This is a genomic window from Prevotella sp. C561 (assembly GCF_000224595.1).
In the GTDB taxonomy this organism is placed as follows: domain Bacteria; phylum Bacteroidota; class Bacteroidia; order Bacteroidales; family Bacteroidaceae; genus Prevotella; species Prevotella jejuni.
Window position 1 is genome coordinate 308032 of the sequence record NZ_JH114139.1, and the last position, 14160, is coordinate 322191.

The window sequence follows — 14160 nt, forward strand, 5'->3', positions numbered from 1 at the left end:
GCTCCGTAAACTCTGTGCGCTCTGTGAAGAGAAAAAATATCCAACATGAGAGAATGAAATGTCTTCTGTGAGAGAAAAGACTCCCCAGCAAGTCTCAAGCGTCCCTTTTCTCATTGAGGGTGCGTTCTCTTTCTCACAGAATTACACAGAAGAACAGAACACACAATGGTATACAGAGACATTAAGTCAACCGATAACACAGAACGTTACAGCCAACAGAAGCCTCACCCCCAGCCCCTCTCCAAATGGAGAGGGGAGTGATCATCGAGGTTACCCCTCCTTCGCTGCTTGTGTCGAGATGGGGATATCTACTCTTCCATCAGTTTTCTGTAGCGTCCCTTCTTAATCTCCTCGTTACCAAGGCGGCGTGCTTTATTGATTTCATAATCGGAGAAACCACCCTCGAAGAATACTACCTCACCGTTACCCTCAAATGCAAGGATATGCGTACAGATACGGTCAAGAAACCAGCGGTCGTGGCTGATGACTACTGCACAGCCTGCGAAGGCTTCAAGACCCTCCTCCAAAGCACGCAACGTGTTTACGTCGATGTCGTTAGTAGGCTCGTCGAGAAGGAGGACGTTACCCTCTTGTTTCAATGCCATAGCCAACTGCAAGCGGTTGCGCTCACCTCCTGAGAGGACTGAACAAAGCTTACTTTGGTCGGTTCCAGAGAAGTTGAAGCGTGAGAGATAGGCACGTGAGTTGATGTCACGACCACCCATGCGGATGGTGTCGTTGCCCTGTGACACTACGTCATACACCGTCTTGTTTGGGTCGATATCCTTATGCTGCTGGTCGACGTATGCTAATTTAACTGTTTCGCCCACCTCGAACGTACCGCCATCGGCCTGTTCTAAGCCCATGATAAGGCGGAAGAGCGTTGTCTTACCAGCTCCGTTAGGACCGATAATACCCACGATACCGTTAGGAGGAAGCATGAAATTGAGGTCGTTGAAGAGCACCTTCTCGCCAAAAGCCTTCTTCACATGCTGTGCCTCGATGACCTTGTTGCCCAGACGAGGACCGTTAGGGATGAAGATCTCGAGCTTCTCTTCACGCTGCTTCTGCTCCTCGTTGAGCATCTGCTCGTATGAGTTCAGACGGGCCTTACCCTTGGCTTGACGCGCCTTCGGGGCCATGCGCACCCATTCCAACTCACGTTCTAAGGTCTTGCGACGCTTCGAAGCCGACTTCTCCTCCTGCTCCATGCGCTTTGTCTTTTGGTCGAGCCATGAGGAGTAGTTGCCCTTCCATGGGATACCCTCACCTCGGTCGAGTTCAAGAATCCACTCGCTAACATCGTCTAAGAAGTATCGGTCGTGCGTTACAGCAATGACTGTTCCCTCATACTGCTGTAGGTGTTGCTCCAACCAGTCAATACTCTCGGCATCAAGGTGGTTGGTTGGCTCATCGAGCAATAGCACGTCTGGCTTCTGAAGGAGCAAGCGGCAGAGTGCAACACGGCGTCGCTCGCCGCCAGAAAGGTTCGTTACAGGGAGGTCACCCTTAGGGCATCGCAGCGCATCCATGGCCCTCTCGAGTCGAGAGTCTATGTTCCAAGCGTCTGTAGCATCGATGATATCCTGCAACTCAGCCTGTCGCTGCATCAGTTTGTCCATCTTGTCAGCATCAGAGTAATACTCCTCCATACCGAACTTCACATTGATGTCGTCATATTCCTTTAGTGCATCATAGATATGCTGCACCCCTTCCATGACATTCTCTTTGACGGTCTTGGCCTCATCAAGCGGTGGGTCCTGTGGCAGATAACCCACGGTATAACCCGGACTCCACACTACTTCGCCCTGAGTAGGCTCTACTAAGCCTGCTATAGTCTTCATTAGCGTAGACTTACCTGCGCCGTTAAGACCGATGATACCTATCTTTGCGCCATAAAAGAACGATAGGTAAATGTTCTTCAGAATCTGTTTTTGGTTCTGTGGGATAATCTTTGAGACCCCAACCATTGAGAAGATAATCTTCTTGTCGTCTACTGTTGCCATTATGTCTTACGTTTGTTTTGTAGGCAAAGATAACTAAAATAATTCATATTGGCAAATAGAGACAGAATAAGAAAAGGATAAAGTAGATGGGAGGGTGGGGTGGTTTAAGACAGAGTAACAGGTGGACAGGGAGGACGAGTGGGGCGATGAAAGACAGAGTAACAGGTGGACAGGGAGAGACAGAATGACAGAATGACATACTAAGGGATTATAGCTCGACCTTAGCCTGGTAACAGATGGGGTCAGCACTAAGTTCTTCTAAACTGCCATGCAGTAATGTAACATCTGCTTGTTGGCCTGATTGCTTTAAGGTATAAACACGATATAAGTAGTAATGTTCCTTATGCTCCCTACTAAAACGCATTTCTGTAGCACTGAAGTAGAATGGGTTATTCATGCTATCCGTCGTTGTCTTCACTTCTATATACCTTGGTGTCTTCCCGTCATCTTCGACGGAAAGTATATCTTAACCTATGCCATCGCCTTCAAGAACGGACGAGTGTTTAACGTTAAAGTTAATACCCAACTTTCCCAAACGGTCTTTTTCGTATGCCATAACCCAAGATTCTCCTTGCAAGCCAAGACTGTTGTTCAATTGTTTTAACCTAAAACAATCTACGCCTTTTACTCCCTTAAAAGAGTTGTTTGGCCTACCAATGCTCTTCATGACATCATAAAGTAAACTAAAATACCTACTTTACTTACTCCACCCACCTACTTGGACTCATCGTAAAGGAGTTGCTGCCAGCCTCTGATAATAAGGGGTTGAATTCGACCCCTTTGAAGTTTGGGTTATTAAGCTTCTCCCACAAGCCTAAATACTCAAGTGTGTTCTTTTGTCGCATCCAGTTTTTAACGACGTCTTTAGGCTCTACGGCGTTCTTCTGTCGGGCTATATCCGTAATACAAATATAGTCAATTCCGTCCTTCGTCATCGTCCTAATGACCGCTTCTTTGACGTAGATTTCACCTTTCTTTACCATAGTATTGTTATTTAACGAATATATCTGCAAAGATAGTATAAATTCTGCAAGACGAAAGAAGAAAAGGGGAAAGAATCACTCGGAGGCTCTTTACGTGGCCTTTTGATATACTTAAAGTGGACTGATGAGTGATGTCTCTATCGCAGCAAGGTAGTGAAAGATGTCATCAAAATTGGCAATAAGATAACATACTGTCGTTATTCGGTGTTTTAACTGGTTGATATTCTGATTATTATTAGCCTCTTTTAAGAAACTCAGAACCGTTTGGACACATGGTGGGAGAACTCGAAAGTGTGCATGCTAAGCATTAGATAGGAAAGTGGTAGGCATCCTTATAATACGGAGATGGGCTGCTAAATATACGGAAATCGTGTAGGGGTATCTCGGTGATCACTCGTCTCTTCATTCGGAGAGGGGCCGGGGGTGAGGCCTCTGTTGGCTGTAAGGTTCTGTGAATTCGGTTGACTTAATGTCTCTGTGAAACCCTGTATGTTCTGTTCTTCTGTGTTATTCTGTGAGAAATAGAACGCACCCACTCTATGAGATATTGCCTATGAGATTTGCTGGGGAGGTTTATCTCTCACAGAACTCACAGATCCAACAGAACCTTTTGGCGTACTGTTCGAACCCATGAGGAGGTGGCCCCTCCCCAACCCCTCCCCCGCAGGGAGGGGCGTAATATGTGAGGTTACCCCTACAAGACAGCCATTAAGGGACATAACGAAGCCTACATCCTTTTTATAGGGGTATCTCGGTGATCACTCCCCTTCCCTTCGGGGGAGGGGAAGGGGGAGGGGCCACTACTTGCTTTGAACCCTGCGTGTTCTGTTCTTCTGTGTTATTCTGTGAGAAATAGAACGCACCCACTGTAAGAGAAAGGGCGCTTGAGAGTTCTTGGGTAGTTCTTTCTCTCACAGAGCTCACAGAGTTAACAGAGCCTTTTTGCGCACGTTTCGAGCCCACAGAAGGCCTTCGGCATACAGAGGTCACAGAGGCCTTTCAACTAACATTAGCTGTAAGGTTCTGTGAACTCGGTTGACTTAATGTCTCTGTGAAGCTTTGTGAAATCTGTTCTTCTGTGTAAATCTGTGAGAAATAGAACGTACCCTCTGTGAAAAAATAACGCACCCTCTGTGAGAAAAATAACTTACTCTCTGTGAGAAAAGAATGCATTTCTTGAGAAATAGAATACATTTCTGTGAGAAAAAGAATGCTGATTGTTTCTTTAGAGATTGTCAGGATATTTCGCTAATCAATCTCCTCTCTTTTAGAGGAAAGGCCCAACTTGTAGCAAGAAGATGCCCTTCACCATTCGAGAACATGCCCTTCAAGGGTCAAGAAGACGTCCTTCTTGATGCTTGAAAAGGCCCTTCTTTTGTCTATCTTATAACACCTTGATTTACTGATGGTTATTATGACCTGTCTCAGCTCTCATATTCATCCCCCAAGAACGAATATAACAAGATTCTATGTAAAGACTTTTCATAACCAATAAGAGCTAATATCTCTTTCCTAACCTTTATGGTCTGTGAAGTAGAGCGTACGAAAAAAGCTGCATCAAAATAGGGCTCAACCTAATTTGATACAGCTTATTCAAGTAAACTATAGCAAGTACAGCATTAGACTGCTTGCTCTGTAACCTTCATGTTATTCCTCTGCAACAGGGCGAACAGCAAAGCCGTAGGTACGAGTGTTGCGGTAAAGTGGATGAACAGAGTTGACATCGAAGCCCATAACACAGCCATTGTGATCGGTATTAGGAGTCGCTGTCCAATAATCACCAAACTCTCCATAACGACTCAATGTGCCGCCATCCGTAGCTTCTCTAAATCCAGCAGCAGGGAAGAAGATAGTTTCAGTCTTGTCGTTATTGGTCCAGAAGTTATGACCGAAGTTATTCTTATAGGTCTGTGTATTACCTGTACCATTCACGTTCATGGTTCCTCCATTCAAACCAGTCTGTGTGAAGCCTGTGAAAGCATCATTAGCTGGTACGCTAAACCCAACAGGACATGGATCGTAAATAGTCTTGACAACGGGCTTGCTGTTTGCTGTATTTTCTGCATACACAGCTGTATTATTCATTGACCACAAATTGTAAGAGGTATAATATGTGGCAAAGGCTGTATTTGCATTCAGTGAGCCGTCACCATTATACCCTGCTGTATAATAGTTTTGTGGGTTCTGGAGGATAGTCTGTATGTACATATCGCTTCCAGCATTCCAGTTAATTGTTCCTTGAGCAGGCTGTCCGCTCTTACCAGGGAAAGCGTCCTTACGACCCCACTGATACTGGGTTGTATATCCTGTTCTTGATGATGTACCAGGCAACTGAGTAATTGTTATTACTGCTTCTTTCTTCTTACCTATAGTCTGCTTTACCTTTACTTTTATGGTACGTGGACTTTGGTAAGGGGTTCCTTGCCAAGCTGTTGGCTTCCAACCTAAAGCCTCATTAGTAAACTTATAAGTATTTCCTTGCTTGTTGGTAACAGCAATCTTGTCAAGTGCATTCTTTGGTGCAAACCACAGATGCCAAGACCACAGGGTTTGATAAACTGTATAAGGAACTTTAACCTTTACTATTCTACGTCCTACTTGTCGATTTTCTTCCCTAAACCTCTGGATAGATCTTCTAACAGCTATAACTGCATTACCACTCTTGATGCCATTCTCTGGCACTTGAAACTTTATATAGAGGTTGCCATCAGAAGCACGTTCAAGTCCATTACCATCAACTTTAATAAGATTACTCTCGTCAGACCATAGGACCCAAGCCTTATCAATAGTTTTATTCGCACCATTATTTGTCTTTTCAATCCATGGGTCAGTAATAGGATTACCTTCTTGATCTCTTAGCTCAGTAAGGGTATTACTATTACCTTGAACAGTCATCTTATATGCACTACTATTAGTAGCACCACCCTTAATGGCGTTACCATACACCAATGGAAGCATATAATATCCTGGAGCAGATATGACATAGCAGTTGGCTGTGTTCTCTACAGCTGCCCCACCAGTCTTGTTTGAGAGGTTATAAGGTTTTTCTTTTGTTCCTAATAAACCTGCGTTTTTCAGCTCGTTATTGCGTGCAGCAAGCAAGTCGATAGGCTGAGCAGGGATGAGGGTAGCAGTACCTTGCTCTGGTACAACGCTTCCATTGCTACGTTCCTTACTAAGACTACGTAGCCATGCAGGCTTATTAGTAGTCCATGTATTACCGTTATCTTCGCTGTATCCTACAACCTCCCATGGAATAGGTACGTTCTGGCTACCATTTGCATGGCGGTAGCTCTGTATGGTGAAGGCATCAGTCTGTGTGTCAGAGAAGCCAGCAGCAGAAGGACCATCAGCGGTAAGTACATACTCCCAATTGGAGTTTTTGTCGCTCAACTTGTATGTGCGTGTTGTACCTGCAGCCCATGAACCTTTGAGAGTGACATGAATAGTTGTGTTATCAGTAAAATAGATATCAGCAGTCACGTTGTTACCATCAAGTTTCTGTGGTATCATATAGAATGTGTAACCATCATTTAACTTTGTGAGGTCACGCTCATCAGCATTCTTATATGTCGTTTGATTTCTGATAATACTATTAGGGTTCTCATTAGTCTTATAGTTTAGTCCGTCAAGTGTTACTGTTCCTCGTTTGTTAGGGAACGCTGTATTGTCCCATTCAGCACTGTTGTCTCCTGGCTCGTAAGGGAGCTTGTACTTACTCTTCGTCAGTACATTGTTAATAGATATCTTCTTAATCGTCTTATTGAACGAAAGGTCTTGACCAACAGCAAAGCGTATGGCTGTTAACGCATGACGGAACTTAAGGTCACTTCTTGGAGCCTGATATTGTGTAGCGTATGTTACTTTGCCTGTACAAGCAGTCATAAGATCTACCTGCTGAGCCACATCAGGATTTACTTCAAACTCTATGATGGGCGCAGAGGTAGCTGTTGGCTGGGATGAAACAGTGATTTTATTGTTTCTGTTCGTCGTCTCTGGGTAGACAGCATAGAACCGAGCGTAGCGTTGCAACCATGACCATGGGATAGAAGGTGTGATAGTACCATCCTTAGCAGTAGTCTTTTCAGCGAACCAACTACTACCAATTGTATTCTCATTGTTGCTACGAAGGCCCGTAGATGAGAAATTACCAAGGTTCGACATGGTGGTAATATTAGCACGAGTGCTTGGTTCTTTCTTTACAGGGTTAACACCCTCTACAGTCGTCTCAATCAAACATACGTTGAGGTTTCCATTACCTTGTACGTCTAACTTATGACTGTCAAGGTCTTTATTAGTCAGGTTTGGGGTGATAGCTCCACGTGTCATTGCTCCTCCATGAGTAAGTGCTTCTTCCTGTGCATCACCTACGTTAAATTGAACAACAGCACCCTTGTCACCATTGTTGGTGTTCTCTCCTAAGTCATCGTCCGCACAAGAGACAGCTGACAAGGTCATACCGCCAACGAACAAAGCAGAGAGTGCATGATAAAAAAATATCTTCTTCATTATTCTTAGTTAATTTTCTTTTGTTTATTCTCCAACATATTCATCATCATTATCGCCTGTTGCTGGCTTTAGAGGTTCTATTGTGATGTTTTGACCAGTATTCCCTCCAAGGCGTACATTAGGGCTTGTGGCCAAGATATAGCTTTCCTCCATGACATTACATACCGATACAGTCGGTTTCAGATAGTTTTGTTTTTCGTTTTATTGTTCTCATTTTTTGATAAAATAATCTTGACCCACAGAGATGTGGGCTTTGAAAAAAATAAGACAGAAAGTAGTGGTCATGTGTTTATCGCCTTATTCCTAATAAGATAAGACTTAACACGTCGTTACTCAATGCTATTCAATCTTTTTACCTATGATATTTATAATTGTTGCAAAATTATAAAGAATATTGTAATTAATACTCATTTATCTTATTTATTTAACTTTTTTTATTGCAGCACCAGTGAGAGTAACGTACACGAGGATGTTGAAGCTACGAAGAGAAGCCGTTATCAAAGAAGCTGTTAAGTCTGATGTAGGCTCAAAAGCGCATTGGATAAAGAAGATGGGAAAGGTATGTTTGGGTTGCAAGTGTCACATGGTAATGGGTGGAAAGGGAATGGTACTTGCAGAAAAAGCGTCGGTTGACAATGAAGGCAATAGTAAACACCTTAGGAAGGCACCTACTTGTAATGGTCTTACTAAGCTGCTAAAAGTTTATTGAAGATTAGGGGTTATGGGAGAAGTATGTGCTAATAAATTTATTGACAGATAAGGGGTGGTTACTTGTTCAGCTTTTCTTTTTCTAATAACCAGGCTTTTCGGGCCGTTCCACCAGCGTAACCACCTATCTCTCCGTTACTTGTGATGACCCTATGGCAGGGGATGATGAGCATTAAAGGATTGTGGTGGTTGGCATTGCCAATGGCACGTACGGCCTTTGGATGGCCTGTTCGTCTTGCTAAATCAGCGTAGGAGAGGGTCTCACCGTAGGGGATCTGTTGTAGCCCCAACCATGTAAGGCGCTGAAAGGGAGTACCGTTTAGGCGCAAGGGAAGGCGGAACACCTTGCGAGTACCAGCAAAGTATTCTGTTAGTTGGCGGCAGGTCTCAGTCAGCGCAGTGCTTTTCTCCGACTTATCCTCCTCCCATGTAGCCATCATTCGTTCGTCAATTGTCTCTTCCCAGAGGCAATAGACGACAGCATCCTCCGCCCCAGCAATCAACAGATTGCCGAGGGGTGAAGAGTAGCGGCAGTAGTACATGGATTATTCCTCAACTACCTCAGCATCCTCTATGCCGTCAGTAACCATCTTGTCGCCTGTCACAACCTTTGCAGCCTCAGCCTTATCGTAGGCTTTGCGGACAAGATACATGCGGATAATCAGTACGAACTCTAAGACGCCATAGTACATAAAGGCCCATCCAATAACCTTTAGTGTGAAGAAGAGAGCGTCAGTTTCTATCGGTCTACTGATTAGTAAGATGGCAACAACCATACTGATAGTAGGGAAGACCCACATGTACACGGGGACACGGGCGTACTGGCGCGAGCGAGCAAGGTTCATAAACTGGTTGACAGCACCAAGGATAAGCAGTGCAGAGAGGATATACACCATCCAAGTAGTGAATGTGTTGGGCATGACAGCAAGGATAATACCCAAGACGATACTACCCACGCCCGCAATAGGGAAGGAGGGTGACTTGAGGTCTTCTTCCTCTTGTTGACCCTCTTGGAGTGCAGCCTTGGCAGTCTTCTTGGCCACTTTCTCCTTTTCAAAGTAGTAGAGCATACATGCGACGAGTCCTGAGATGAGGAAGAGCACACCCACGGTGATGGTCATCCAAGTCATAGTATCTTCGCGATACTTGACGAGGAGGAACCCAGTCACTAATACGATAATAGCCCTTACGGCTGAGATTTGAAGTACTTTCATGGTTACAAAAATACAAAATAATCCTTATTTCAAGGGTTAACTACCTGACTTTTTATTATTTTTGCAGTAAGAATGAAGATGTTATGACGATATTGTATCTTGTTAGACATGGTGAGACGGTAGATAATGCCAATCATATTATGCAGGGGCAGACGCCTGGTGAGCTGAATGAGAAGGGTGTTCAACAGGCGAAAGAGCTTGCAGAGCAATTGAAGGATGAGCCGATTGATGCTTTTGTGTCAAGCGACTTACGGCGAAGTATCCATACTTGTGAACTGATAGCGGCACCGCATGGGCAGGTAGTTGCGACTACTCCGCTGTTGCGAGAGCGTGATTGGGGGTCGTTTACAGGCAAGTATATTCCCGGTTTGGCTAATCTCAATGACCCCACTCAATGGCCCGATGACATCGAGAGCTTGGACGCCTTGAAGGCTCGTGCTAAGGAGTTCCTTGCATGGGTAGGGCAGGAATATGCAGGAAAGAGGGTGGTTGCCGTGGGACATGGTATCATCAATAAAGCTATCCAAAGCGTTTATTATGACAAGCCGATGAATGAGTTGAGGCCAATGGGCAATGCTGAGGTGAGGAGATTGGAGTTATAGGGCCTCATTGGGCTAATAATCTTATAGGGCTGATGGGGCTTATAGGCCTTATAAGGCTAATAATCTTATTGGGCTAATGGGCCATATTGGGCTGATGAGGCTAATAATCTTATAAGGCTGATGGGGCTTATAGGCCTTATAAGGCTAATAATCTTATTGGGCTGATGGGCCTTATTGGGCTAATAAGGCCAATACACCAAAAGCGAAAAGGAGCTTCACATCACGTGAAACTCCTCTTCTTCTTCATTTAAATAACTCTCTTTTTTGTTACATCTCTAATTTGGTCTGAATGCAGTCTATACTCATTGGTTTGCTAACTGCTTTACAATCTTAATACCTTAAAACGTCTAACCTTAAACCTTTTATCTTAGTGCTTAGTATTTAAACCTGATTAAATCAATGTCTATTTATTATTATCTTTATCTATGTCCACCGAAAGAACTACCTCCATTTGATATGTTTCCGCCATTTGAACGGCTTCCACCGAAGGAAGGACTTCCGCCACCAAAGCTGTTGCTTGGCGCACTGAATGATCGACTTGGCTCAGTGCTTCTTGTTGCACCACCAAAGCTTCTGTTGCCACCGAAACTGTTACCGTAGTTAGGTTGTGTCACCGTCGTACGTGTCGAACTCCCTCGTGGGGCATAGTACTCGTTGTTTCGAGGTCCATCAAAGTTCCATCGCTGTTGATTACCGAAGCTTCTTGGACGGTCATTCTGGTACGTTGGCCCATTATTATAGTAGTAGTTACCTCCTCTATAGTAGTCGCCACGTAAGTAGTTGTCCCTCATTCCGAATCGACTATCACGTCCGTAGAATATTTCTCTACCGTTATACCAGCTTCGTCCACCGTTCATACGCCAGCTATGTGCGCCATTGTAAACGTTATAGAACGCTGGTCGTCCGAAATAGTAGTAGTCACGTCTTGGATAGCGAGCGTAGACTCCGAATCTCCAGTAGCCTCCGTCCCATCTCAAAGGACGGTAGAAATAAGGTGCATCGATGAATGCCCGATATTGCCAATCATAGAGTATATAGCTCAAGTCGACGTTGCGATGCGACCAGTAAATGCCGTAGAGGTCGTCAACAGTATTAACACTCATGAGGTAGTCGAGGTTTATCTCGTAGGCAGCCTCATATTGTGCTTCTGTCAGATTTAGCTCGTAAGCCATCTTATCTGTTAGAAAGAGTGCTTGTATTCGAGCCTGCTCATAACTCATTGCACTTGTTGTTGCAATGCTGACTATGAACGATGCGATGAGGGTTAGTACTATCTTTCTCATAATCGTTACCTTTATTAAGTTCTTATTCAAGTCTTGGAGTGCTTCGAGAAGCATCCCCCAACTTTCATGATGCAAAGGAACAAATAAAAAAACGACTATGAAAAGGATTTCCCCTACATGGTGGGGGATTTTCCCTAAACATGTGTTTAGTGCGATAGAAAGGTGTTATTTTTCTACCTTATTATAGTGTTTAGTTTTAATATAAAGCTGCCGTCATCTTTCACTTCTCCGTCTAATCGTATGTAAACAAGTTAGCTGTTTGCCTATGAAAGATGTCGGCAATGAAAGGGAGGTTAGTTTTAATGGAGTCACTTTACGAACGCTATCTCAACATAACAGAATCGGTATTCACCGTCATCTTCTGTCAGAATACCAGCAAAGAGGCCTTTTCGGTAGATTTCTGCTTGTTTCATTGTTTCTTGGTTGGCGTAAGTTCGTAGTTAAACAAATCGAGGAGCTGGTTCACCTTATCCATCTTTAGCGTTTGTTTTCCTTGCTCTAAATTGCGAACAAAGCACAGTCCTACACCAGACTTCATGGCAAGGTCTTCTTGTGTAAGTCCATATTCTTTACGCAAGGCCTTGACAACCATCGATAATTTAGTTCGTTCCATATTAATTATATTACTTCGGATGTAAAGGTACAAGTTTTTCCTTAAATTATATCATAACGAATATAAAAAAGCAAGAAAACAGTGTTTTTATATGCTTTCGACTATAAAAAGGGGTGTAAAACAGCGTGGTTGCGGGTCCTGTAAGTGGCTTTTTGGATGCTAAAGGAGGGCGAATGGATAGTGTGGTCATTGAACGGCAGTATTCAGAAGAGGCCGTTCTGGAATTTCTTTTCATGAAGAAAAATATTTTTTTCATGATAATAAATAATTATTTTCATGATAATAATTCGACGACAACGGCGTCTTTGGTGAAGGAGAAAACGCTGAGAGCTGTTGTGGACTTGTGTTATTTGCACTCGTGAAACTTACTGTCTACGGTGCAGTACTTTGCTTTTTACGTTCGGAAAGCTTATTATCTACGTTGCAGTATTTTATTAAAAACATTCTAATACATTGCTATTCAGAATACACGAGAGAATGGTATACGGGATAATAGCTAATTATTTACATTCAGCGGGCGTGTTGTCTATAATATAATAATGTGTATTCACTTACAGAGAATTAAGTTGGTTAATCGTCTTTTTTTCTTATCTTTGTGGCTGATATTAACTTTTATAATGATGAAGAAGTTACTTTCAACCTTGATAGGTGTGTTGATAGCATCGACAATGCAGGCTCAGTATCAAGAGCCCGTACGTCGTGACACGTCAAGGTTGCAGCCATTAAAGGGCTTAGAATATAAGGTGGAGATGCAGGGGAGCCTTGCCAAAGGTCGAACACCCCTCTGGCTCAATGCCAATAAATACGGACTGAGTTCGCTGGAGACGGCCAACGGCTATGTGCGGGGCGGTATAGAGCGACCTTTGACGACGGATGAGGGGCGGAAATTCGGCTTAGGCTATGGCTTAGACGTTGTACTGCCTATTAACTATACGAGTAAGGCTATTATTCAGCAAGCCTACGTCGAGGGACGATGGTGGCACGGAACACTGACCATTGGAGCGAAGGAAGAGCCGATGGAACTCAAGAATAATGAACTCAGTTCGGGCTCGCAAACGTTGGGAATCAATGCTCGCCCGGTTCCACAGGTGCGTTTGGCACTGGCAGACTATTGGACACTACCGTTTGCGAACGGCTGGTTGCACATGAAAGGACACGTCGCCTACGGAATGACAACCGACCAGAATTGGCAGCACGACTTCACTGCTAAGCAGTCGAAATATACCGACCGAGTGCTCTATCATTCAAAGGCAGGCTATCTGAAGATAGGTAACGAAGAAGTGTTCTGTCCGTGGTCATTAGAGATGGGATTGGAGATGGTGAGCCTTTTCGGTGGTACCTCTTATCTCTCTGATGGGCATGGCGGTATGCAGAAGATAGAGAATGGGAAAGGACTGCGAGCCTATTGGCATGCCTTTCTGCCAGGTGGAGCCGACAATGGCGAGACCACCTATCAGAATGTACAGGGCGACCAGTTAGGCAGTTGGGTGATGCGTCTGAACTATGATGGCGACTGGAGCGGTTTTTCCCTCTATGCCGATAAGTTCTTCGAAGACCATTCAGCCATGCTTCAGCTCGACTATGACGGCTATGGAGAGGGTAGCGAGTGGATGGAGAAGAAGCAACGTCGCTATCTGATCTACGATTTCAAAGACTGGATGTTAGGCTTTGAATATCGTTATAAACCCGATAACTGGCTGAACAACATCGTCGTTGAGTATCTTTACTCAAAGTATCAGAGTGGACCGATATACCATGATCACACCATAACGGTGGCCGACCATATCGGAGGAAAGGACAACTACTATAACCATTATATCCTCCCTGGCTATCAACATTGGGGCCAAGCGATGGGAAACCCGCTCTATCGGTCGCCTATCTACAATGAGGATGGGACCATATACTTTAAGGACAACCGCTTTGTGGGCTTCCATGTAGGAATGAGCGGCCACCCTTCTGAGTGCTTCAAGTGGCGTTTCCTCGGTACATGGCAGGAGGGCTTGGGCACTTACGAACAGCCTTACACGAAGAGACGACACAACGTCAGCCTGATGGGGGAGGCCACTTACACGCTACGAGGGCAACGACTGCCAGCATGGATGCGCAACACTGATGTGCGGATGGGGGTTGGGGCCGACTTTGGGTCAATCCTCCATGGGAATAACTACGGACTGCAATTGACCATTGCGAAGCGTGGTCTCTTGGGAAAGCGGTAGTCTGCTGATTATGAATAAAGTAAGAA

At 44.4% G+C, this 14160-nt stretch carries 12 protein-coding genes; 3 read left to right on the forward strand and 9 right to left on the reverse strand.

The features are described from left to right. Nucleotides 1–308 precede the first annotated feature (308 nt). The 5 genes from ettA to HMPREF0666_RS18415 all read right to left on the reverse strand — a co-directional run bounded on the left by ettA (nucleotide 309) and on the right by HMPREF0666_RS18415 (nucleotide 7651). Nucleotides 309–2006, reverse strand: coding sequence for an energy-dependent translational throttle protein EttA (gene ettA / locus HMPREF0666_RS00940; RefSeq protein ID WP_009010403.1), 1698 nt, complete (start codon nucleotides 2004–2006; stop codon nucleotides 309–311). A 208-nt stretch (nucleotides 2007–2214) separates the two neighbouring features. After that, nucleotides 2215–2469, reverse strand: coding sequence for a DUF3883 domain-containing protein (locus HMPREF0666_RS00945; RefSeq protein ID WP_083822496.1), 255 nt, complete (start codon nucleotides 2467–2469; stop codon nucleotides 2215–2217). A gap of 238 nt (nucleotides 2470–2707) precedes the next feature. Then, on the reverse strand, nucleotides 2708–2989 hold the full coding sequence (locus HMPREF0666_RS00955) for a KilA-N domain-containing protein (protein ID WP_009010405.1): 282 nt from the start codon (nucleotides 2987–2989) through the stop codon (nucleotides 2708–2710). A gap of 1647 nt (nucleotides 2990–4636) precedes the next feature. Continuing rightward, nucleotides 4637–7498 carry a hypothetical protein gene (locus HMPREF0666_RS00965; protein WP_009010407.1) on the reverse strand — a complete coding sequence of 954 codons (2862 nt, stop codon included), beginning with the start codon at nucleotides 7496–7498 and terminating at the stop codon, nucleotides 4637–4639. 24 nt (nucleotides 7499–7522) lie between these two features. Further along, a complete protein-coding gene (locus HMPREF0666_RS18415) occupies nucleotides 7523–7651 on the reverse strand; it encodes a hypothetical protein (RefSeq protein WP_009010408.1) in 129 nt (42 codons plus the stop codon). A gap of 316 nt (nucleotides 7652–7967) precedes the next feature. Here HMPREF0666_RS18415 and HMPREF0666_RS00970 point away from each other — a divergent pair, with 316 nt between their 5' ends. Beyond that, a complete protein-coding gene (locus HMPREF0666_RS00970; protein ID WP_009010409.1) occupies nucleotides 7968–8207 on the forward strand; it encodes a hypothetical protein in 240 nt (79 codons plus the stop codon). Nucleotides 8208–8265: 58 nt separating this feature from the next. Here HMPREF0666_RS00970 and HMPREF0666_RS00975 read toward each other — a convergent pair whose 3' ends face one another. Then, nucleotides 8266–8748, reverse strand: coding sequence for a methylated-DNA--[protein]-cysteine S-methyltransferase (locus HMPREF0666_RS00975; protein WP_009010410.1), 483 nt, complete (start codon nucleotides 8746–8748; stop codon nucleotides 8266–8268). A gap of 3 nt (nucleotides 8749–8751) precedes the next feature. Next, on the reverse strand, nucleotides 8752–9420 hold the full coding sequence (locus tag HMPREF0666_RS00980) for a DUF308 domain-containing protein (RefSeq protein WP_009010411.1): 669 nt from the start codon (nucleotides 9418–9420) through the stop codon (nucleotides 8752–8754). An 83-nt stretch (nucleotides 9421–9503) separates the two neighbouring features. On the opposite strand from HMPREF0666_RS00980, the gene HMPREF0666_RS00985 reads away from it, so the two are divergent. Beyond that, a complete protein-coding gene (locus tag HMPREF0666_RS00985) occupies nucleotides 9504–10022 on the forward strand; it encodes a histidine phosphatase family protein (RefSeq protein ID WP_009010412.1) in 519 nt (172 codons plus the stop codon). A gap of 419 nt (nucleotides 10023–10441) precedes the next feature. On the opposite strand, the gene HMPREF0666_RS00990 is transcribed toward HMPREF0666_RS00985, so the two are convergent. Together HMPREF0666_RS00990 and HMPREF0666_RS00995 are read right to left on the reverse strand one after the other, a co-directional pair. Next, nucleotides 10442–11305 carry a hypothetical protein gene (locus HMPREF0666_RS00990; RefSeq protein WP_009010413.1) on the reverse strand — a complete coding sequence of 288 codons (864 nt, stop codon included), beginning with the start codon at nucleotides 11303–11305 and terminating at the stop codon, nucleotides 10442–10444. A gap of 409 nt (nucleotides 11306–11714) precedes the next feature. Further along, complete coding sequence (locus tag HMPREF0666_RS00995; RefSeq protein ID WP_042855817.1) at nucleotides 11715–11918, reverse strand: helix-turn-helix transcriptional regulator; 204 nt, start codon at nucleotides 11916–11918, stop codon at nucleotides 11715–11717. Between the two features lie 620 nt (nucleotides 11919–12538). Between HMPREF0666_RS00995 and HMPREF0666_RS01005 the strand changes: the two genes are divergently transcribed. Beyond that, nucleotides 12539–14134, forward strand: coding sequence for a capsule assembly Wzi family protein (locus tag HMPREF0666_RS01005; protein ID WP_009010417.1), 1596 nt, complete (start codon nucleotides 12539–12541; stop codon nucleotides 14132–14134). Nucleotides 14135–14160 lie beyond the last annotated feature (26 nt).